This is a genomic window from Poseidonocella sp. HB161398 (assembly GCF_005870025.1).
Lineage (GTDB): Bacteria > Pseudomonadota > Alphaproteobacteria > Rhodobacterales > Rhodobacteraceae > Mangrovicoccus.
The window spans coordinates 75,293-96,760 of sequence record NZ_VATA01000008.1; the positions used below are offsets into that span (position 1 = coordinate 75,293).

General features: G+C 70.5%; 18 protein-coding genes and 1 pseudogene. 17 read left to right on the forward strand and 2 right to left on the reverse strand.

The features are described from left to right. Positions 1-84 precede the first annotated feature (84 nt). From FGX59_RS08740 to FGX59_RS08770, 7 genes are all read left to right on the forward strand, one after another. Complete coding sequence (locus FGX59_RS08740; protein WP_138466149.1) at positions 85-1,131, forward strand: LacI family DNA-binding transcriptional regulator; 1,047 nt, start codon at positions 85-87, stop codon at positions 1,129-1,131. Between the two features lie 212 nt (positions 1,132-1,343). Further along, positions 1,344-2,471 carry an ABC transporter ATP-binding protein gene (locus tag FGX59_RS08745; RefSeq protein ID WP_138466150.1) on the forward strand — a complete coding sequence of 376 codons (1,128 nt, stop codon included), beginning with the start codon at positions 1,344-1,346 and terminating at the stop codon, positions 2,469-2,471. A gap of 176 nt (positions 2,472-2,647) precedes the next feature. Next, positions 2,648-3,991 carry an extracellular solute-binding protein gene (locus FGX59_RS08750; protein WP_171060574.1) on the forward strand — a complete coding sequence of 448 codons (1,344 nt, stop codon included), beginning with the start codon at positions 2,648-2,650 and terminating at the stop codon, positions 3,989-3,991. 77 nt (positions 3,992-4,068) lie between these two features. Beyond that, positions 4,069-4,941 carry a carbohydrate ABC transporter permease gene (locus FGX59_RS08755; protein ID WP_206078325.1) on the forward strand — a complete coding sequence of 291 codons (873 nt, stop codon included), beginning with the start codon at positions 4,069-4,071 and terminating at the stop codon, positions 4,939-4,941. After that, on the forward strand, positions 4,941-5,765 hold the full coding sequence (locus tag FGX59_RS08760; protein WP_138466153.1) for a carbohydrate ABC transporter permease: 825 nt from the start codon (positions 4,941-4,943) through the stop codon (positions 5,763-5,765). The genes FGX59_RS08755 and FGX59_RS08760 overlap by 1 nt, the downstream gene beginning before the upstream one ends. A gap of 115 nt (positions 5,766-5,880) precedes the next feature. Then, positions 5,881-6,357: a heme-degrading domain-containing protein gene (locus FGX59_RS08765; protein WP_138466154.1), complete on the forward strand. Its 477-nt coding sequence runs from the start codon at positions 5,881-5,883 to the stop codon at positions 6,355-6,357. Next, positions 6,350-7,165 carry a tectonin domain-containing protein gene (locus FGX59_RS08770; RefSeq protein WP_138466155.1) on the forward strand — a complete coding sequence of 272 codons (816 nt, stop codon included), beginning with the start codon at positions 6,350-6,352 and terminating at the stop codon, positions 7,163-7,165. The genes FGX59_RS08765 and FGX59_RS08770 overlap by 8 nt, the downstream gene beginning before the upstream one ends. Before the next feature lie 45 nt (positions 7,166-7,210). Here the strand turns inward: FGX59_RS08770 and FGX59_RS08775 are convergent, their stop codons facing one another. After that, complete coding sequence (locus FGX59_RS08775) at positions 7,211-7,975, reverse strand: SDR family NAD(P)-dependent oxidoreductase (RefSeq protein ID WP_138466156.1); 765 nt, start codon at positions 7,973-7,975, stop codon at positions 7,211-7,213. A gap of 149 nt (positions 7,976-8,124) precedes the next feature. Here FGX59_RS08775 and FGX59_RS08780 point away from each other — a divergent pair, with 149 nt between their 5' ends. Genes FGX59_RS08780 through FGX59_RS08805 form a run of 6 tightly spaced genes read left to right on the forward strand, consistent with a single transcriptional unit; the run spans position 8,125 to position 13,636 of the window. Then, the gene (locus tag FGX59_RS08780) at positions 8,125-8,925 is read left to right on the forward strand and encodes an IclR family transcriptional regulator (RefSeq protein ID WP_240722332.1); all 801 of its coding nucleotides are present in this window, start codon (positions 8,125-8,127) and stop codon (positions 8,923-8,925) included. After that, positions 8,922-9,887 (forward strand): 2-dehydro-3-deoxygalactonokinase, encoded by a 966-nt coding sequence (locus FGX59_RS08785; RefSeq protein WP_138466157.1) that lies wholly within the window; start codon positions 8,922-8,924, stop codon positions 9,885-9,887. Before FGX59_RS08780 ends, FGX59_RS08785 begins: the two co-directional genes overlap by 4 nt. After that, positions 9,880-10,533: a 2-dehydro-3-deoxy-6-phosphogalactonate aldolase gene (locus FGX59_RS08790; protein WP_138466158.1), complete on the forward strand. Its 654-nt coding sequence runs from the start codon at positions 9,880-9,882 to the stop codon at positions 10,531-10,533. The genes FGX59_RS08785 and FGX59_RS08790 overlap by 8 nt, the downstream gene beginning before the upstream one ends. Positions 10,534-10,588: 55 nt before the next feature. Beyond that, positions 10,589-11,551 (forward strand): tripartite tricarboxylate transporter substrate binding protein, encoded by a 963-nt coding sequence (locus FGX59_RS08795; RefSeq protein WP_138466159.1) that lies wholly within the window; start codon positions 10,589-10,591, stop codon positions 11,549-11,551. Positions 11,552-11,608: 57 nt separating this feature from the next. Next, the gene (locus FGX59_RS08800; RefSeq protein ID WP_138466160.1) at positions 11,609-12,103 is read left to right on the forward strand and encodes a tripartite tricarboxylate transporter TctB family protein; all 495 of its coding nucleotides are present in this window, start codon (positions 11,609-11,611) and stop codon (positions 12,101-12,103) included. 21 nt (positions 12,104-12,124) lie between these two features. Continuing rightward, positions 12,125-13,636, forward strand: coding sequence for a tripartite tricarboxylate transporter permease (locus FGX59_RS08805; RefSeq protein ID WP_138466161.1), 1,512 nt, complete (start codon positions 12,125-12,127; stop codon positions 13,634-13,636). Positions 13,637-14,507: 871 nt separating this feature from the next. Here FGX59_RS08805 and FGX59_RS08810 read toward each other — a convergent pair. Continuing rightward, positions 14,508-15,423 (reverse strand): annotated as a pseudogene (locus tag FGX59_RS08810) (IS110 family transposase). 576 nt (positions 15,424-15,999) lie between these two features. Between FGX59_RS08810 and FGX59_RS08815 the strand changes: the two are divergent. The 4 genes from FGX59_RS08815 to FGX59_RS08830 all read left to right on the forward strand — a co-directional run bounded on the left by FGX59_RS08815 (position 16,000) and on the right by FGX59_RS08830 (position 21,447). Then, positions 16,000-16,899, forward strand: coding sequence for a LysR family transcriptional regulator (locus FGX59_RS08815; protein WP_171060575.1), 900 nt, complete (start codon positions 16,000-16,002; stop codon positions 16,897-16,899). Positions 16,900-17,014: 115 nt separating this feature from the next. Beyond that, complete coding sequence (locus tag FGX59_RS08820; protein WP_138466163.1) at positions 17,015-18,028, forward strand: TAXI family TRAP transporter solute-binding subunit; 1,014 nt, start codon at positions 17,015-17,017, stop codon at positions 18,026-18,028. Between the two features lie 85 nt (positions 18,029-18,113). Then, entirely contained in the window at positions 18,114-20,294 is a 2,181-nt protein-coding gene (locus FGX59_RS08825) for a TRAP transporter fused permease subunit (protein ID WP_240722334.1), read from the forward strand. Next, on the forward strand, positions 20,281-21,447 hold the full coding sequence (locus tag FGX59_RS08830) for a mandelate racemase/muconate lactonizing enzyme family protein (RefSeq protein ID WP_138466165.1): 1,167 nt from the start codon (positions 20,281-20,283) through the stop codon (positions 21,445-21,447). The genes FGX59_RS08825 and FGX59_RS08830 overlap by 14 nt, the downstream gene beginning before the upstream one ends. Positions 21,448-21,468: the final 21 nt, after the last annotated feature.

Here is a 21,468-nt window from a genome sequence, read left to right on the forward strand (position 1 = left end):
GGGCGCGGTCCCGTCGGCATTCATGCCGTCGGAACGACGCGACCGCTGGCAGATGTCCGCTGCGGAGCGCCACGGGAGTTGTGGATGGAAAAGAAGACCGGCAAGCGCGCCAAGGGCCCGACCGTGCGTAGCGTCGCCGAACGCGCCGGGGTGTCGAAATCCCTGGTCTCGCTTGTGATGAACGGCTCGAAGCAGGTCAGCGAGAAGCGCCGCGACGAGGTGCTCAAGGCGGCGCGCGAACTGGGTTACCGCCCGAATGCCCTGGCGCGCAGCCTGGTCTCCGGCCGCACCAACACGGTCGGGGTGGTGATCTCGAATGTCGCCAACCCCTGGTGGGTCGCGCTGGAACGCGGCCTCTCCGAAGAGCTCGACCGCCACGGCGTGCGCGCCCTGCTGGCCGATCCGCGGATGGATCCGGAGGTGGCAGACGGGCTGGTGGAGGCCTTCCTGGAGCTGCGGGTCGACGGCATGGTCTTCCTCGGCACCCAGCCGGTGGAGGAGGTGGCGCGGAACGCCTCGCGCGTGGTGCCGACCGTGCTCACGAGCTTCTCCCGCCCGATTGAGCTGCCGAATGTCGATTGCGTCAATGTCGATGACGAGAAGGGCATCGCGCTGGTGCTGGAGCATCTCTGCGCGCTCGGCCACCGGCGCATCGCCTATGTCGACGGCAGTGACCGGCTGGTGACCTCGGACAATGCCCGCCTCGCCGCCTACCTGTCGCAGATGGAGCGGCTGGGGCTCTCCGCCGAGATCCGCACCGACATCTCCGACGTGCCGCTGAACGAGGATGTGGGCTATGACGCCGCCCGCCGGCTGCTTGGCGCGGAAGTTCCGCCGACGGCGATCGTCGCGGGCAGCGATCTCGGCGCGCTCGGAATCCTGGCCGCTGCCGACGATCTCGGCGCAAGGGTGCCGCAGGATCTGTCGGTGACGGGCTTCGACAATACGCGCCTGTCCTCGATCCGGCACGTGTCGCTGACCACGGTCGATCCCAATGGCCGCGAGATGGGCCGACTGGTCGCCCAGTGCCTGGCCGGCAGAATCGAGTCTCCCGACCGTCCGCGCCGGGACGAACTGGTCGAGCCGTCGCTGGTCGTGCGCGCGACGACCGGCCCCGCACCCGGCCGATGATCCGCCAGATCTAGCTGCTCGGGCCGAAACCCGCCCCCCGGCGCGACAAAGGAGTTGACCGGGTTTGCGCTGCCGGATAACAAATTGGAACGGTCCAAGTCGTGCAATTCGCGAGTTGGACCCTTCTGGGAGGAGAAAGACATGAGGCAAGATGTGTGCCGGAACGCGGTTCCTGGCGCGGGATGCGGCCTGCCGGACAGGGCGGGGCGGCCATGCTGAACGGGACCTCCGGCGACGTGCTCGACAGGCCCGCGGCAGAGCGGGCCGGGCCGACCGCCTCTGCCGTCGCGCTCCGCGGCGTGCGGAAATCCTTCGGCCAGCTGCAGGTCATCCATGGCGTCGACATCGACATCGCGCCCGGGGAGTTCGTGATCCTGGTCGGCCCGTCGGGCTGCGGGAAGTCGACGCTCCTGAGGATGATCGCCGGCCTCTCCGAGATCAGCGGCGGCGATGTCCTGATCGGCGGCACGCGGGTCAACGCGCTCGAGCCGAAGGAGCGCGACATCGCGATGGTGTTCCAGAACTACGCGCTCTATCCGCAGATGACCGTGGCGCAGAACATGGGCTTCGCCCTGCGCATGGCCGGGCTCGGCAAGGCGGAGATCGCCCGCAAGGTCCGCGGCGCGGCCGAGATCCTCGGCTTGGAGCCGCTGCTCGGGCGCAAGCCCGCCGAGCTTTCGGGCGGCCAGCGCCAGCGCGTCGCGATGGGGCGGGCGATCGTCCGCAACCCCAAGGTCTTCCTCTTCGACGAGCCGCTGTCGAATCTCGACGCCAAGCTGCGCGTGCAGATGCGGGCGGAGATCAAGGCACTGCATGACCGGCTCGGCTCGACGATCATCTACGTCACCCATGACCAGCTCGAGGCGATGACGATGGCCGACAAGGTCGTCGTGATGCGCGGCGGCAAGGTCGAGCAGGCCGGGGCGCCGCTGGAGCTCTACGACCGCCCGGCCAATATCTTCGTGGCGGGCTTCATCGGGTCGCCGTCGATGAATTTCTTCCGCGGCATGCCGGATCCGGGCGCGGGCGGGCTGCGGCTGGAGGACGGCTCGCTCATCCCGCTGCCGCGCCTGCCGGCGCAGGCGCCAGGCCGCGGGCTGGTCCTGGGCATCCGCCCCGAGAGCATCGCGCTGGACGGCAGCGGCGGCGTGCCCGCCCGGATCCTCGTGACCGAGCCGACCGGGGCCGAGACCCATGTGATCGCCCGGATCGCCGGGCAGGACTGCGCCTGCCTCCTGCGAGAGCGGGTCGAGTTGCGCCCCGGCAGCACCGTCGGGCTCCGCTTCGACGCGGCGGCGGCGCATTTCTTCGATCCGGAGACCGAACAGAGACTGTCCTGACCGCGGGCGGAGCCCGGCCCGGCCTGGCGTCCGGCGGCTGCCGGAGACCGGGCGCAATGGAGGATTGCGCGGCGGCCCTGCGGCCGGCCCTGGGCAGCAGCACTGGAAGGAGGGGCCGGGCCGCGCCGCGAAGAGCGGGCCCGCCGCCTCGAATGACCAAGATGGGAGGAGGAACCATGAAGAAAGAGAGCGTCGAGAGCACCGGGCTGGCCCGGGCCGCGCGCCGGGCCGCGGCATCCATGGCGGTGGCGGTCCTGGCCCTGTCGGCCGGAACGTCCATGGGGATGGTCAATGACGACCCCGTCCAGCTGCGCCTCTGGACCGTGGCGCCGAAGCTGAACCGCGACGGCTACCAGGCGGTGATCGACAGGTACCGCGCGGCGCATCCCGAGGTGGAGATCGCGCTGGAATACACCGAAAGCGAGGCCTTCCTGCGGACCTACAAGCTGGTGATGTCCTCGGACTCGGCCCCGGACATCATCGAGTGCCCGCAGGGCCAGTCGGTGATGGGCCCGCTCGTCGCCGCCGGCCTGGTCATCCCGCTCGAGCCCTATGCCGCGCAGTACGGCTGGACGGACCGGCTGTCGCCGAGCCTCGTCAACCAGGCGCGGATGAGCGACGACGGCCGCTCCTATGGCAGCGGGACGCTCTACGGCCTGCCGATCAGCGGCAATGTCATCGGCCTCTACTACAACCGCGCGAAGGCGCAGGCGCTCGGGATCGATCCGGAGGCCTTCGCGACCATGGCGGATGTCGATGCCGCGCTGGCGGCGGCGAAGGAGGCCGGCGAGGTGCCCCTGATGATGGGCAATGTCGACGGCGATCCGCTGGCCAAGCTCTGGGAGGGCGTGGTCTCGGCCCATGCCGTTCCGGAGGCGAAGCGGGCCTTTGTCTACGGCCGGGCGGGCGCGCGGATCGACACGCCCGGGGTGCTGGCCGCGACGCAGCATGTGCGGGACTGGGTGGAGGAGACGTACATCTACCGCGGCGCGCCGGGGCTCGGCCGGGACGATGGCGTTGCGCGCTTCGCCCGCGGCGAGGGCGTCTTCATGGGGCAGGGGACCTGGTACCAGGGGACGCTGGCCGAGGCGATGGGCGACAATGTCGGCTTCGTGCTCTTTCCGCCGGCCGAGGCCGGGGCGGAGCCGCGGGCCAGCGGCTCGGCGGAGAAGCCCTTCTGCATCTCCTCGAAGTCGCGCCATCCGGAGATCGCCGCCGACCTGATCGACTTCTTCGGCCGACCGGAGAACGCGCAGATCCTCTATGACGCTTCGCTGCTGCCAATCGCCCCGGCGGAGGTTGACGGCGACCTGCCGATCGCGGGCCAGGTGCTCGAGGCCTGGACCGCGGTGCTCGGCGCGGGCGAGGGCGGCGGGCTGACGCTTCATACCGACTGGGCCACCTCCTCCATGGGGCGGACGCTCAATGGAGGGCTGCAGGAGCTCTATGGCGGCCGCATCGACAGCGCGGCGCTGCTTGCGCGGATGCAGCACGACTGGGCCGGGGCCTATGCGCAATGAGCCTGGCAAGCGATATCGGCGCGGCGCGCGGTCGGCGGAAGCCGCAGCGCGCCCTGCGCCCGCAGCGGGAGGGTGCCGTGCTGAAAAGCGGGATCGGCGGCCGCTACGCCCCCTATCTCTGCATCTTCCCGGCGCTGGCGATGTCGCTGTCGTTCATCGGCTTCCCGCTGGCGCAGACGGCCTGGTACTCGCTACATGCCTGGGACGGCATCTCGGCGCCCGAATGGCGCGGGCTGCAGAACTACGCCCAGGTGCTGGCCTCGGCGAATTTCCAGCAGGCGCTGCAGAATGTCGGCGTGCTCCTCGTGTTCTTCTGCATCATCCCGGTTTCGGCCGGGCTGGTGACGGCGGCGATCATCTCCAGGCGGAAGCTGCCGGGGATGGGCTTCTTCCGCAGCGTCCTCTTCCTGCCGCAGGTCATCGCGCTGGTGGTGACCGGGATGGCCTGGCGCTGGATGTACAGCTTCGAGGGCGTCATCAACCAGATCCTGACGGCCGTCGGGCTGGAGGACTACACCCGCATCTGGCTCGGCGATTTCGACTGGGCGCTGCTGGCGGTGGGGCTGGTGATGACCTGGGTGGCCAGCGGCTTCTCCATGGTGCTCTTCCTCTCGGGGATCGCCCGGATCGACAGCTCGCTCTATGACGCGGCGCGGATCGACGGCGCGGGCCCGGTCGCGGAATTCTTCGCCGTGACGCTGCCCGGCGTGAAGCAGGAGCTCGGCGTGGCGGTCACCATCACGCTGGTCGGCGGGCTGCGCGCCTTCGACGTGGTCTATGTCACCACCGCGGGCGGCCCCGGCACGGCCACCACCGTGCCCGCCTTCGAAATCTACGTGACGGCCTTCCGCGACCAGGCGGTCGGCCAGGCGGCGGCCATGGCGGTGCTTCTGACCGCGATGATCCTGGCGGCCGTGCTGATCCTGCGGCGCATCATGGGGATGAAGTGATGAGACGGGCGAACCTGAACCTGACCGTGAGCTATGCGATCCTCGGGCTGGCCGCGCTGGCGATCCTGCTGCCGCTCTACAGCATCCTCGTCGTGGCGATCTCGCCGCAATCCGCCCCGGCCATCGGCCTCGGCCTGCCGGCCGATCCGCAATGGTCGAATTTCGCCGCGGCCTGGGCGCAGGGCAATTTCGGCGTGCTCATCAAGAACAGCACCGTCATCGCGGTCAGCGTCGTTGCCGTCGCCGTGGTCTTCTCGGTGCTCAGCGGCTTCGCCTTCAGCATGATGGAATTCCCCGGCAAGCGGCTACTCTTCCTGCCCCTGCTCGTCGGCCTGGTCCTGCCCTTCGAGGCGGTGATCCTGCCGCTCTACTACAACCTGCGCGCCCTCGGCCTGACCGACAGCCCGCTCGGCGTGATCCTGCCCGAGGTCGGCCTCTATGTCGCCTTCGGGACGCTCTGGATGCGGGCGGTCTTCGCCGGGGTCAGCCGCGAGATCGTCGAGGCCGCGCGGATCGACGGCGCCAATGCCATGCAGCTTCTGTGGATCGTGCTGATCCCGATGTGCCGCCCGGCGATCACCACGCTCGTCGTGCTCTTCTTCCTGTGGAGCTGGAACGAGTTCCTGGTCTCGCTGGTCATCCTCCAGGATCCGCTGCAGCGGACCGCCCCGGCCGGGCTCGGGGCCTTCGTGGGCGAGTACCTGACCAATGTGCCCCTGCTCGCGGCCGGGGCCATCTATGTCGCGCTCCCGGTGGTGATCGTCTACTTCTTCCTGCAGCGATACATCATCGAGGGGCTGACCCAGGGCGCCGTCAAAGGCTGACCCTGGCGTCGCCAGCGGCCTGCCGGCCGCGCTCCCGACGCGGTTTGGACCGATCCAAGTGCCGCTGGCGACGCATCGTCTTCCGCAACACCAACCGAAGGAAAGGACCATCTCCATGCCTGGAATGCCCTCAGCCCAGACGCTTCTCGACCAGGAGAAGCGCTTCGTCTTCCCCCGCCTCGCCGAAAGCGACGGCATCCGCATCGGCAGGCGCATCCTCGAGCTTGCCGAGGCGCGCGACCTGCCCGTCACCGTCGAGGTCCGGCGCCTCGGGCGGGTCGTCTTCCGCGCCGCGCGCGAGGGGACCAATGCCGAGAACGACATGTACCTCGCCGGCAAGGCCCGCGTGGTCGAGCGCTTCAGCCATTCGAGCTTCTACGAGCGGCAGCGCCATGCCGAAAGCGGCGGCGACTTCACCCGCGACACCGGGCTGCCCTTCCCCGAATTCGCGCCCTTTGGCGGCGGCATTCCGCTGCTGGTCGAGGGCGAGGGCCCGGTGGGCGCCGTCATGGTCTCGGGCCTGGCCCAGGAAGACGACCACGCGCTGATCGTCGAGGCGATGGACAGCCTCCTGGCAGGCGCCCATGCGTGATCTCGGCGAGACCCCGGGCGCGGGCAAGCGCGGCACCGACATGCTCTCCTCGCTCTACCTGCCGCCGGGGCCGGACGGGCAGTGCCATCTCTACGAGCCCGAGACCATGGCCTGGGCGCGGATCGAGTTCGATGGCGACTACTTCCGCGGCACCGACATCGCGATCGGCGCGGATGGCAGCGTCTGGGTCGTCGGCAACGATCCCCGCCCGGGCGGCTTCGGCATCTACCGCTGGAACGGCCGCGTCATGGAGGATCGCGGCGGCGCCGGGACCGGCATCGCGGTGGGCCCCGACGGCCTGCCCTGGACGGTGGATGACGCGGGCAATATCGCGCGGCTGACGCCCGAGGGCTGGCGCGCCGTGCCGGGGCAGGCGCGCGACATCGGCATCGGCGCGGATGGCAGCGTCTGGATCATCGGCTGCGACCGGCGCGAGGGCGGCTACGGCATCTACCGCCGCGAGGGCGGGGACTGGGTCGATGCCGGCGGGGCGGCGCTCCGGATCAGCGTCTCGCCCGAGGGCGAGCCCTGGGTGGTGACCGAGCAGAACTTCATCTTCCGCAGGCTCGGCGAGCGCTGGTTCCAGGTGCAGGGCGGGGCGGTGGACATCGCCGTCGGCGCCGACGGCAATGTCTGGATCGCGGGGTCCGACCATGGCTGGCACGGCGGCTACACGGTCTATCACTGGAACGGCCGCAATTTCGAGTCGATCGGCAGCGCCGGCGGCCGCGTGGCGGTGGCGCCGAACGGCATGCTGTGGCTGATCAACTTCCGCAACGGCGTCTACCGCCGCGTCGTGCGGGTCTGAGGCGCGCGGGCCGGAGCGGACTCCGGTCCGGCCCGCGGCGGCGCGCTAGGGCATGAACTGGCCGCCATTCACCTCGAGCACCTGGCCGGTGACGTAGCCGCCGCTGCGGTTCGAGGCGAGGAAGAGGAAGGCCGGCGCGATCTCCTCGGGCCGGCCGAAGCGCCCCATCGGGATCCCGGCCGAGACCGCCGCGCGGCCGGCCGCGTCCTTGTCGGCATGGAAGGCGGTGTCGACCGTGCCCGGCGAGACCGTGTTGAAGCGGATGCCGTCGGCGGTGTGGAAGGTCACCCAGTTCTTCTGGATGTTCTGCAGCCAGGCCTTGGCCGCGCCGTAGAGGCCCGCGCCGGGTCCGCCGCCCGTGCTGCCCGCGATCGAGCCCACCAGGATCACCGAGGCCATCTCGCCCCGCTCGGCGGCCGAGCGCTTCAGATGGGGCAGGGCGAAGCGGGTGCACATCAGCGCCGAGCGGCAATTGACGTCGCCCACCGCGTCGTAGAACGCGTCGTCGATCTCTCCCAGCGGCTTGCGCCCGACCAGCGCGCCTGCGTTGTTCACCAGGATGTCGATGCCGCCGAGCTGTGCCGCCGCGGTCTCCACCACCCGTTCGCAGTCCTCTGTCCGTGACAGGTCGCCCGCCGCGAAGACGGCGCCGCCGAGTCCCTCGAGCAGCGTTTCGAGTCCCTCGGGCGTCCGCCTGCCGTTCAGGCAGACCTTTGCGCCGGCCTCGGCAAAGGCCCGTGCGGCCGCCAGGCCGATACCCTGGGTCGATCCGGTAACCAGGACGCGGCGCCCGGCAAGATCTTCGTACATAATGATTTTCCTCCTGCTCCGGGCCCGCCCGGCCCCCCGGCCGTCACGGTCCCGATTCTGTGGTGTCTCACTAAATGGGACATAGCAATACTATTTGACACATCTGGCGCCGTGATTCATAGTCCCGCCGCAAAGAGGAGGAGGGGAATTTGGAGGAGGATCGCGACACCAGGACCGCATCCGGCGCGGCGAAAGGGACCCAGACGCTGATGCGCGGGCTCGAAGTCGTCCGGCTGGTCTCGGAAGGGGTCTCGGATGCCGGGGGCATCGGCCGCGCCCTCGGCGTGCCGCGCAGCACGGCGCACCGGCTGCTGGCCAGCCTGGTGGCCGCGGGCTACCTGCACCACGTTCCGCAATCGGGCTATCTGCTGGGGCCGCAGCTGATCTTCCTCGGCCAGCGCGCGCGCGAACAGCGCCCGGTCCAGGCGCTCGCCGCGCCGGTGCTGCGGCGGCTGGCCGAGCTGACCGGCGACACCGTGCATCTGGGCGTGCCCGACGGGGCGGAGGTGCTCTATCTCGACAAGATCGAGGGCACGCGGGGCCTGGAGATGCGCTCGCGCCCGGGGCAGCGGATGCCGCTGGCGCTGACCGGGCTCGGCAAGGCGATGATGATCGCCATGCCGCCCGAGCGCTGGGAGCCGCTCTACCGCGCCGCCGCCGAAATCCAGTCCCGCCATCCCGGCCGCGTGCCGCCGCGGCCCTGGCCGGAATTCCGCGACGACCTCGAGGCCGCCGCAGGCCGGGGCTACTCCCTCGACCTCGAGGAGAACGAATTCGGCATCCGCTGCGTCGGCGCGCCGGTGCGCGATGTCTCGGGGCAGGTGGCCGCGGGGCTCAGCGTCGCCAGCGCGGTGCCCTTCATGCCCGAAAGCCGCCTGGCCGAGCTCGGCCCCGTCGTCGCGGCCCATGCCGCGGAAATCACCCGCAGCCTCGGAGGCAGCCCCGCATGACCGGACCGCACACCGCGCTGATCGCGCTCGACTGGGGCACCTCGAGCCTGCGCGCCTACCGGATGGGGGCGGCGGGCGAGATCCTCGAGACCCGCTCCAGCGGCGCCGGCATCCAGCATCTTCCCGCCCCGGGCGAGGACGGGTTCGAGGCCGCCTTCGAGGCGATCTGCGGCGACTGGCTCGCCGCGGCGCCGGTGCCGGTGGTGGCCGCGGGCATGGTCGGCAGCGCCCAGGGCTGGCGCGAGGTGCCCTATCTGCGCTGCCCGGCGGGTCCGGACGCGCTGGCCGGGGCCTCGCTGGGCTTCGAGACCCGAGCGGGCCATCGCGTGACCATCGCGCCGGGGCTGATCCACGATCCCGAGGGCGGCACGCCCGACGTGATGCGCGGCGAGGAAATCCAGATCGCGGGCACGCTGGCGGCCCATCCCGAGGCGGCGCGCGACGCGCTCATCGTCCTGCCCGGCACCCATTCGAAATGGGCGAGCCTCCGCGACGGGCAGGTGGCGGGTTTCGCGACCTACATGACCGGCGAGCTCTTCGCGGTCTTCCGCGCGCATTCGATCCTCGGGCGGCTGATGCCTGAGGCGGCGCCGGACGCGGAGGACTGGGACGCTTTCGGTGAAGGGCTGGAGCGCGCCCGCGACGGCGCGCTCGGCCATGCGCTCTTCAGTGTCCGCACGCTGGGCCTGACCGGGCGGATCGCGCCCGAAGGTCTGGCCGACTACATGTCCGGACTGCTGATCGGCCACGAGATCCTCGCCGCGGCCGAGGCCGAAGGACAGGACCGCCCGCTCTATCTCGTCGGCGAGGGCGAGCTGTGCCGCCGCTACGAACGCGCGCTTTCGCAGCTTCTCGGCCGCGCCCCCGCGGCCCAGCCCGGCAATCCCGCCCCGGCCGGGCTCTTCAGTCTTGCCGGAGCCGCCGGGCTCCTGGCGCCGGAAAAGGAAACCAGCCATGTCTGACAGCCTTCTGCAAGCCCGCTTCGACGCGGCGATGGCGGCCCTGCCGCTGGTGGCGATCCTGCGCGGCCTGACCCCGCAGGACTGCCTGCCGGTGTGCCGCGCACTCGAGGCGACCGGGTTCCGCCTGATGGAGATCCCGCTGAACTCGCCCGAGCCCTTCGACAGCATCGCGCAGGTCCGTGCCGCCATGCCCGCCGAAGTGCTGGTCGGCGCGGGCACCGTGACCTCGGTCGAGGCGGTCGCGCAGCTGGCCCAGACCGGTGCCGAGCTCGCGGTGATGCCGCATGCCGATACCAAGGTGATCCGCGCCGCCAAGGCGGCCGGGCTCCTCTGCGTGCCGGGCGTCGCCACCCCGACCGAGGCCTTCGCGGCGCTCGAGGCCGGGGCGGATGCGCTGAAGATCTTCCCCGCCGAGCTGGTCGGCCCGGCGGCGATCCGCGCGATGCGCGCGGTGCTGCCCAAGGGCACGCGGCTCTTGCCGGTCGGCGGGATTTCCCCGGCCACGATGGCGCCCTTCCTCGAGGCGGGCGTCGCGGGCTTCGGCCTGGGCAGCGCGCTCTACCGCCCCGGCGACAGCGCCGAAACGGTGGCAGGCCACGCCCGCGATTTCGTGGCGGCCTATCTGGGGCAGGCGGTCCCGGCCTGAGACATTCCGCGGTCCCGCCGCGTGGCGGGCCGCCCATTTCCTGTGGAGGATAACGATGGACAGACGCAGTTTCACCTTCTCGGCGCTTGGCGCCATGGCCGCACTCCCGCTTGGCGGGCGCGCAATGGCGGCCTCCTACCCGTCGCGGACGATCGAGATGATCGTGCCCTATTCCGCGGGCGGCGGCACCGACCTGGTGGCCCGCGCCTTCGCGGACATCGCCAATGAATCGCTGCCGAAGGCGATCGGCGTGGTCAACCGCACCGGCGGCGGCGGCGCGGTCGGGCTGACCGGCATCGCCCGGGCACGGCCGAACGGCTACACGATCGGGCTCGGCACCGCCGAGATCACCATGCTGCCGCATATGGGCATGGCGAGCTTCAAGGCCACGGACTTCACCGCCATCGCCCAGCTGAACGCCGACCCTTCCGCGATCACCGTCAAGGCCGACGCGCCCTGGCAGACGCTGGAGGAGTTCATCGCCCATGCCAAGGAGAACCCGGGCACGGTGCGGATCGGCAATTCCGGCACCGGCGCGATCTGGCACCTGGCGGCCGAGGCCTTCGGCAAGGATGTCGGCGCCACCTTCAACCACATCCCCTTCGAGGGCGCGGCCCCGGCGGTCACGGCGCTGCTCGGCGGCCATATCGAGGCGGTCAGCGTCAGCCCGGCCGAGGTTTCGAACTTCGTCGCCGCGGGCGAGCTGCGGATGCTGGGCGTGATGGCCGACGAGCGCGTCGCCGCCTTCCCGGAGGTCGAGACCTTCAAGGAGCAGGGCATCGAGCTGTCGGTCGGCACCTGGCGCGGCGTTCTGGTGCCGAACGGCCTGCCCGATGACGCGCTGGCGGCGCTGCGCGAGGTCGCGGCGACCGCGGGCCAGTCCGAGGCCTTCAAGGCGCAGCTCGCCAAGATGAACCTCAACCACGCCTATCTGGACGCCGACGCGTTCCAGGCCAAGATCGCGGCGCAGGACGAGTTCTTCGGCGAGCTGATGACCGAACTGGGCATGGCGCGCTGACCATCGCCCTCCGGGCGGCGCCAGGGCGCCGTCCGGCATTCACGAGGAGCCTTCCCCATGACTGATACCGGACCGGAGCAGGCGCTCTCCGCGCGGGAGCGCGCGGGCACGCTGGTGCTGCTCGGCCTCGTCGCGGCGATCTCCGTCGCGGCGATCCTGCTGACGCGGAGCTTTCCGCCGACCTCGCTGCCCACCGATGTCGGGCCCGCGCGCTTTCCCGTGCTCTATGCGCTGGTGCTGATCGCGCTGTGCCTCGTTTCCGCCCTGCAGACGCTGCGCGCGCCGGGGATGGAGGGGCTGCCGCCGGTGCCCGGCGCGGCCAAGCGCGTCGCGCTGGCCGTCGCCGCCGTCGCCGTCGCGATCGCGGTGATGCCGTATCTGGGCTTTCTCGTCACCGCGGCGCTCTTCCTCTATGCCGTGATCTGGCTGATGGGGCGGCGGCAGGCCGTCGGCAATGCCGTCTATGCGGTGGCTGCGGCCGCTGCCATCTACCTGCTCTTTTCCTACGGGCTGAACGTGCCGCTGCCCGGCCTCGCCCTCGGCGATGGCTGAGCAGGACGAACGGAGACCGTAATGTTTGATTTTGCAATGCTCGCCCAGGGGGTCGCCACGCTGGCGGCCAGCCCGATGGCGCTGGTCATGGCCGCGATCGGCGTGGTCATCGGCATCTTCATCGGCGCCATGCCCGGGCTCACCGCCACGATGGGCGTGGCGATCCTTCTGCCCTTCACCTTCGGCATGGACCCGCTGCCGGGGCTCCTGCTGATCTGCGGCGTGTTCTTCGGCGGGGTCTATGGCGGCTCCGTTACGGCGATCCTCCTGAAGATCCCCGGCACGCCCGCCGCCGCCGCGACCGCGATGGACGGCTATGCGCTGACCGAGAAGGGCCAGGCCTCGCTGGCGCTCGGCACCGCGACCGTGTCCTCCTTCCTCGGCGGCACCGGCTCGGTTCTGGTGCTGATCTTCCTCGCGCCGGTGCTGGCGCGCTTCGCGCTGAACTTCTCGGCGCCCGAGAGCTTCGCGCTGGCGGTGTTCGGCCTGTCGATCATCTCCTCGATTTCCGGCTCCTCGCCGGTCAAGGGGCTGATCGCGGGCATGCTGGGCCTTCTGGTGGCGACGATCGGGCTCGACCCGATGGGCGGCTTCCCGCGCTTCACCTTCGGCTTCCCCGATCTCTACGAAGTGCCCTTCATCCCGGTGATGATCGGCCTCTTCGCCGCGGCCGAGGCCTTCAAGACGATGGAGGATCCGGCGCGCCGCCTCGGCCAGGCCGCGCGGCTCGGCCGGCTTCTGCCCCCCTGGGAGAAGCTCCGGGGCGTGCTGCCGACCATCGGGCGCTCCACCGGGCTCGGCGTGCTGATGGGCATGATCCCCGGCGCGGGCGCCGATGTCGCCGCCTTCGTCTCCTACAACGAGGCCAAGCGCTTCTCGCGCAATCCCGAGAATTTCGGCAAGGGCGAGCTCTCGGGCGTCGCGGCCTGCGAATCCGGGGCCAATGCCTGCACGGGCGGCGCGCTCCTGACCATGCTGACCCTCGGCATCCCGGGCGACGCGGTGACCGCGATCATGCTCGGCGCGCTGACGCTGCAGGGGCTGCAGCCCGGGCCGCTGCTTTTCCAGCAGCACGCCGATCTGGTCTTCACGCTCTTTGCCGGCATGGTCTTCTGCTATGTGGCGATGCTCATCCTCGGGCTCGGGCTGATGCGGGTGATGGGCAATGTGCTGCGGGTGCCGACGGCGCTGCTGACGCCGACGATCCTGGTGCTCTGCATGGTCGGCACCTATGCGCTGAACAACTCGATGTTCGATGTCGGCGTGATGCTGGTTGCGGGGGTCGCGGGGTATTTCATGCAGAAATACGGCTTCCCGGCCTCGCCGGTGGTGCTGGCGCTGATCATGGGGCCGATGGCCGAGGCGAATTTCCGCCGCGCGCTGTCGCTGTCGAATGGCAGCCTGGATTTCCTCTGGACCCGGCCGATCACGGTGGCGCTGCTGGCGCTGGCGCTGCTGACGCTGTTCCTGCCGCTCCTGCGCTGGCTCTGGCAGGCCAGGCGGGGCGGAGGCAGCGCCCGGCATTCCGCCTGAGACGATCCCCGGACCGGCCGCCATCGCGCGGCCGGTTCCATTTTGCCCGCCCGGCAGCGCCTTGGGGCGGTGAGCCGCGCTAGCGGGGCCATGTCAATCACTGGCCCATGTCCGTGTCCTCCGCGGCCGGTTTCCAGCCGCCTTCCGGGCGCGCGGCGGTCGAGGCGCCGGGTGCAGCCCGGGCAAATGCGCGGCTGACCCTGCCTCCGGATGACGCTCCGGAGCAAGCGGACCGCCCTTCTGGCCCGCGCTGGCGGCGACCCGGAACGCCTGCAATCCCGCCCGGCCGGGGCCCGCGTCGCTCCAGCGCGTTCGCCATTCTGCTCGACCCCATGGCGTATCATGGGTCGTGCGGTGCGCGGAGGTCCCGGCTTGCCCATGGCGCTCTCACCCCGCCGGATCGACGCCGTGCCCCCCGGAAGCCGACACGTGCTGCCCCAACGCCCATGGTCGCTTTCGACACGGGATCCGAGGCCCGGACCGGGTTCGGCAGGTGGTGGATCACCTTGGATGACACACCGCGCCCCTTCCGGCGCTTGGCGGGCGGAGACCGGTCGAGGCCGATGCAGGCCATGGCCCTATTGCGGCACGACCAAAAGGCAAGCCAGGCGCCGCCGCGCAACTGTCCGGACATCGGGAACCGTGGGTGGACGGTCCTTCCGGGGCAAGCGCAAAGCTGCGATGGCAGCTCGGCGGGCGTGCATCCATCTGTCTGGCCGTGTCACGCGGACGTGCCGCCGGACCTGATGAAGTCCGAGGACCGGTCCCCAAATCACCGCGTCGCGCTCCGGGCGCCTGGTCCCCATGGGTTTCATGGTTGCCCATCATGGTCCTCCGCCCCTGCCGCGTGTCCTTGGCGGCAAGGTCCTTGTCAGGCTGCCGCAGCGCAGGTGCTGCCGCGCGTCGTCACCGCCCGGGCGATCCTCGCCGTCTTGTGCGCCAGGGCCGCTGCGGCGGTTTCCGTTCGAGATGCCGCGCGGCCCATGTGCCCGATTCGGACCGCTTCCGCGCCATCCGCATCACGGCGGAGACCTGCTTGCCGATGCCCGCCCTCCTCTGCCATGTGCGCGCGGCGTCCGTCCGAGCCACGCCGCGAACGGCCGTCCGGGACCGCGGCGGCGATCGCGCTGGCCATGCCCGGAATGGTGGCCGGGCGGCGGCTGGTCCCGCTGCTCCGCTGCCCGACGATGATCCGGCGGTGCAGCCCGTCCATTCCGGGTTCCAGGCGGCATAGCTGGCCGGTGACGGCATCGCGTGCGGGGCGCGCTGCTTCCGGCACCGCGTCACTTGCGGTCGTCTGGGCGGCAATCGCGGGGCCGCCGCCTCCCGGCGCTTTGGCGGAAATGATGCCGGGCCCGGCGAGATGGCCGCGCTGGTCCTCGACCGGCATCGTCCGCTGCCGGACCAGCCGATCCCGGGCCCTGCGCAGCATCAGCACCGCCTGCTGATCCACCGCCTTCACGATGACGAAACGCATCGACGGCCGGGCACGGCCCCGCAGACCGCTTCTGCGCCGGCCGCGTCCGTCTTGCCGCGTTCGACTGGGGCCGTATGGGCCGCGGGCATCCGCCGGACATCGTGCCCGGCGACAGGAGCTCCCGCGCGCGGTGATCTGCGATAGCGCAAGCGGCCATGCCGACATGGCACGGCGCGCGTTTCCCGAAGACCCCGCGCACCCCGCCACGGCGCAGCTGTCGCCGAATGAGCGTCTTGCCAGTCTCATCCGCGCCGGGATCCTGGAGAACGGTCTTGGCCAGGGCCCGACCGACCGTCTCCGGCTTGTCCATGGTCCGTGGCCCGCAACTCGGTGAACATGGAAGCCCCGCCATGTTCCAGCGGCACGAGCGCGGAAGGGCCGTCCGCCACATCACCGCAGTCATGCGGGCCGTTCCCGGGACCTTCGCGGCGCATCGGCGCCACGTTCCCTTCGCTTCCGCTTCGCCGGCCATCGCCTGATGCGGTCGTCCACCGTCATGCTCGTCGCCACCTCCGCCCGTGTCGCGCGAGCGGCCTTGCACTGGGGGAGTGCAGCCGCGCCCTGCGAGATCCGTCAGGGTCGCGGACGGGACCGGGTCCGGCTGACGGATGGCGACGGACGGGCGAATGGGGGCAGCATCGGCGGCTGCCTTTCGGGTTGGGTTCCTGTCCCGGTCCCCCGGCGTGGGTCTCGGGCCAGGAGAGGGTCAGCGCCGCCATAGTGCCCTGACCGCCGGCGCCGGACGATGCGCCCGGGGCAGGGAGGTGCTTTCTCCCGGGGGGCGGCGCTGGTAGGGTCCGGCGCGGCGGCGGTCGCGACCCGCCGCCGGGATCACCACGAGAGCGGCAGCCGCCCGGCGGCGGGTCGCCAGAGGCGGGATGCAGCCTTGAAACACCACCAGCTCGAAGCCTTCTACCAGGTCATGCTGACCGGCAGCGTCTCGCAGGCGGCGCGCAACATGGGGCGCACCCAGCCGACGGTCAGCATGGCGATCGGCGCGCTCGAGACCGACCTGCAGACCCAGCTCTTCGACCGGACCGCGGGGCGGATGCGGCCGCGCGCCGAGGCGGTGATCCTGTTCGAGCGGCTCCGCCCGGTGATGGAGCAGATGGAGGACATCCGCAGCTCCTTCTCGCAGATGGACGGCATCGCGCTGCCGCAGGTCTCGATCATCTCGGCCAACAATGTCGGCACCCACCTGATCCCGGCCTGCATCGCGCCGCTGGCCGCGCCCCGAAGCCCGGTGCGGCTGATGAACGGCTCCGCCGCGCGGATCGTCGCCGACATGGAGGGCCAGCTGCGCGACATCGCGGTGGCCGACGAGGGCGCGGGGGTCGAGCTGGCGGAAAGCCCGCTCTACGAGGTCGAGGCCTTCCGCGTGCCGGTCTACGCGCTCTTCCGCAAGGGGCTGGCCGGGGATCCGGGGCCGGTGATGACGGCCGCGACCCTGCGCGCGCATGCCGTCTATTCGCTCTACCGCGAGCATGTGGTCGGGCAGCGCACTGCCCATCTGGTGGGCGAGACGACCTTCGAGTTCCAGAATTTCTTCCCCATGGCCTGCCATGCGCTCAATACCGGGGCGATCGCGCTGGTGGACCGGATCACCTGCACCACGGTCGCCGCGCTGGCGGGGCGGACGCTCGATCCGGACTGGCGGCCGCTCGAAGAGAAAATCCATGCGCTATATTACCTTATGCGGCCGAAATTCCGCGCCCGCTCGGAGGCGGCGGATGCCTGCCACAATGCCATCCGGGCGGCGCTGAAGGCGCAGTCCGACCCGGGCTGAGCAGGGCGCCCATCAATGGCGTTTATATTCTGATAGGTTCCGCCGATTTGCATTGATGGCGCTGCGGGTGTTTCTCGGGGCCAGTCCTAACGGCAAACTCCAACAGGGTTCTCGCATGAAACATATCTCGGCTCGCCTCGGCGGGGCATTCGCCCTTGCCGGTCTGCTTCTGGCCGCGCCTGCGATCGCGCAGGCGCCGTCCTTCTTCCGCATCGGCACCGGCGGGGCAGGGGGCACCTACTATCCGATCGGCGGCCTGATCGCCAACGCGATCTCCAGCCCGCCGGGCTCGCGCCCCTGCGCCGAGGGCGGCAGCTGCGGCGTGCCCGGGCTGGTGGCGATCGCCCAGTCGACCAATGCCTCGGTCCACAACAACGCGGCGGTGGAGAATGGCGGGCTCGAGGCCGGGCTGACCGGCTCCTCGACGCTCTATGTGCAGTTCAACGGGCTCGGCGACTTCAAGGACAGCCCGACGCCCGACCTGCGGGTGATCGCGGCGCTCTTCCCCGAGGAGGCGCAGATCGTGCTGCCCGAGGACAGCGCCATCGCCAGCATCGGGGACCTGCGCGGCAAGCGGGTCAGCATCGGCGAGGCGGGCTCGGGGCTGCAGGTCACGGCCGAGGAGGTGCTGGGCGCCTTCGGCATCACCCGCGACGACTACACCCCGGTCGAGCTGAACAACTCCCAGGCCGGAGAGCGGCTGGCGGACGGCCAGATCGACGCCTATTTCGCCCTTGCCGGCGCGCCGACCGCGGCCATCGTCCAGGTCGCCTCGACCTCGGGGATGAAGCTGCTCGACTTCTCGCCGGAAGAGCTAGACACGATCATCGCGGCCTTCCCCTACTACGCGCGCACCACGATCGCGGCGGGAACTTACGAGGGCCAGGCGGAGCCGGTCGAGACCTTCGGCGTCAACACGATCCTCGTCACCCGGGCCGACGAGCCGGAGGATCTGATCTACGGCATCACCAAGGCGCTGTGGAACGACAACAGCCGCAAGCTGTTCGATGCGGGCCATCCCAAGGCGGCGACGATGACGCTGGACAAGGCGCTGAACGGCGTCGACACGCTGGGCGTGCCGCTGCATCCGGGTGCCAAGCGCGCCTATGACGAGCTGCTGGCGGAATGACCGGCCGGGCCCGGGCCCTTCCGCGATCCATGACAGGGAGGCGGGCCCGCAGCGGCCCGCCATCCCGGAACTTCGGACAAGACAGATGACCCCCGACGAGCATCAGGCGCAGGCGCGCCCGGCAGAGGCCGGCGGCGAGGATTTCGCCGAGATCCGCAGGCCGCGGAGGCAGGCGCGCCGCGCGCTCTGGCTCCTGGGACTGGCCTTCGGGCTCTACCATTTCGTGACGGCGGGCTTCGGCGTGCCGGTCCACCGCGTGCATATCGCCATTCACCTGGCCGGGGTGGCGGTGATGGCCTACTGCTATTACCCGCTGTCGCGCCGTTCCATCCGGCCCGGGACCGAGGCGCGGATCCCCGCCTGGGATATCGCGCTGATGGCCGGGACGGTGGCGGCGCTCTTCTACCTGCCGCTCTACTGGCGCAGCGGCAGCTTCGGCATCGGACCCTGGGCGGTCGAGGTGCTGCCGCAGACACTGCGCCAGGGCAATCCCAACACGCTCGACCTGGTCTTCGGCACCTTCCTGATCCTCTCGGTGATCGAGCTGTCGCGGCGCACGCTGGGCTGGGCGCTGCCGCTCATCTCCTTCGCGGCGATCGGCTATGCGCTGTTCGGGCCGCAGATCCCAGTCGCCATCCTGCAGCATCCGGGCGTCGACTGGCGGCAGTTCGTCAACAACATCTACTTCCCCTCCGAGGGCATCTTCGGCCTGCCGGTCTGGGTGGTCTCGACCATCGTGATCCAGTTCGTGATCTTCGGCGTGATCGCCCAGGCGACCGGGCTCGGCGAGTTCTTCATCGCCAATGCCCAGGCCATCGCCGGGCGGCAGACCGGCGGGCCCGCCAAGGTCAGCGTGCTCTCATCGGCCTTCTTCGGCTCGATCTCGGGCTCGTCGATCGCCAATACCGTCTCCACCGGCTCGCTGACGATCCCCAACATGAAGCGGCTGGGCTATCCCGCCACCTTCGCCGCCGCGGTCGAGGCCGCCGCCAGCGCGGGCGGGCAGATCACGCCGCCGCTGATGGGCGCGGCCGCCTTCATCATGGCCGAATTCCTCGAGGTGCCCTACACGACGATCATCCTCGCCGCGGTCGTCCCGGCGCTGATGCACTATACCGGCGTCTTCGCGCAGGTGCATTTCACCGCGCTGCGGCTGGGGCTGAAGCCCGACGCCACCGGACGGCTGCGCGACATCCTCGGCATCTGGCGCCATGGCTGGCGGCATGTCTTCCCGCTGGCCGCGCTGCTCGTCATCCTGTTCTCGGGCTACACGCCCTACATGGCGGCCTTCATTGGCATCTCGGTGGCCGCGCTCTTCGGCTTCACCTCGATCCGGCGGCCCGCGACGCTGGTGCTGAACCTCGCCTTCGTCGCCTTCGCGGCGAGCCGGACGCTCGACGGGGCGTTCTCGCCCGCGACCGGCGCCTTCCTGGCCATCGCGGGCGTCACCGCGGCGCTGCGCCGCGACGAGCCGCAGCCGCTGCGGCAGCTGGCCGAAGCCTTCGTCACCGGGGCGAAATACGCGCTGATCGTCGGCGTCGCGGCGGCGGTGGTGGGGATCACCATCGGGGTCATCAACACAACGGGCGTCGGCTTTCGCGTCGGCTTTCTCGTGACCTCGGGCGCGGCGCAGATCGCGGGCGGGCTCTCGGCGCTGGTGCCGCTCGATGTCTACAGCCTGCAGAAATTCATCTCGCTGCTGCTGATCGCGGCCTGCTGCATCCTGATGGGGGCGGGGCTGCCGACCACGGCGCTCTACATCCTGCTGGCCACCGTGGCGCAGCCCGCGCTGGCGCAGCTCGGCGTGCCCGCCATCGCCTCGCACATGTTCGTCTTCTACTACGGCATCATCGCCGAGCTGACGCCGCCGGTCTGCACCACCGCCTTCGCGGCCGCCGCGATCGCGCAGTCGCCGCCCTTCCGCACCGGCATCGCCTCCTTCAAGCTGGGGATCGGCAAGATCGTCGTGCCGATGGTCTTCTGCTACGCGCCGTCGCTCCTGCTGGTGGCGGAGGGCTTCACCTGGCGGAGCCTCGCGATCGACGGCGGCACCTGCGCGATCGGCGTGGTGGCCATGTCCGCGGCGCTCTCGCGCTACCTCCTGAAACCCGTCGGCGCGCTTGCCGCCGCCCCGGTCTTCGCCGGCGGCCTCCTGCTGGCCGTGCCGGATCCGCGGGCGGACATCGCCGGCGCCCTGATCTGCCTCGGCATGATCGCCCTCCTCAACAGCTCCAGAAAAGGGAGAGAACCCAGTGCGCGTCACTAACATGAAGGTCTACCGGATCACCGAAGGCGAGCTGCATCCGGTCCTCGTCGAGTTGCAGACGGACGAGGGCATCACCGGATGGGGCGAGGCGGCCGTGGCCTACGGGCTGGGCGCCAAGGCGGTGGCCGGGATGCTGGCGGACCTGGCGCCCAAGGTGATCGGGGCGGATCCGCAATTCCCCCGCAATGTCTATCACGACATCTACGACAACTCGTTCTGGACCAAGGGCGGCGGCGCCATCGTCTTCGCCGCGATCAGCGCCATCGACCATGCGCTGTGGGACATCAAGGCCAAGTCGCTGGGCGTGCCGGTCTGGACGCTGTTCGGCGCGTCCTTCCAGGACGAGATCCCGGTCTATGCCAATGGCTGGAACTACCGCAACGACGACGTGACCGAATGGGCCCGCGCGGTCGAGCGGCCGCTGCGCGACGGCTACACGATGCTGAAGACCTATCCGCTGGCCTTCCGCCTGCCGGGCGGCACGCTGAAGCATGTCACCCGCCGCGCGCTGACGGCGGAGCAGTTCCAGATGGCGGTCGACCGGGTGCGGCTGCTGAAGGACATCGTCGGGAACCAGGCCGAGATCCTGCTCGATCTCAGCGGCGGCATGAACAACGACCAGCTGATCCGCTTCATGGCGGTCTGCGAGGAGGCGGGCGTGTCCTGGGTGGAGGAGCCGCTCGACGCGTTCAACACCGGCGGCCTGCGGCAGATGGCCGGGCGCTGGAACATCCCCATTGCCGCAGGCGAGCGGGTCTATACCCGCAACGGCTTCCGCAACCTGCTGGAGACCGGCGGCGTCGACATCGTCATGCCCGATGTCGGCAATTGCGGCGGCATCTTCGAGCTGGTGCAGATCGCCGCGACCGCCGAGGCCTACAATGCCCGCGTCTCGCCGCATAACTGCGCCTCCTCGCTGTGCACCGCGGTGTCGATGCAGGCCTGGATGGCGACGGCCAATCCGATGCCGCTGGAGACCTATCCCTACTTCCCCGAGGCGAACGGCTATGTCCAGGTCCTGCGCGACCCGCCCGAGGACCGCATCCGCAACGGCCGCCTGGAGGTGCCGGACGCGCCGGGGCTGGGTGCCGAGATCGACACGGCGCGGATCGCGCCCTTTGCCGATTTCGACTATCTCGACGCGGCCGCCTGACGGGGCCGGGGCCCGCGGGCC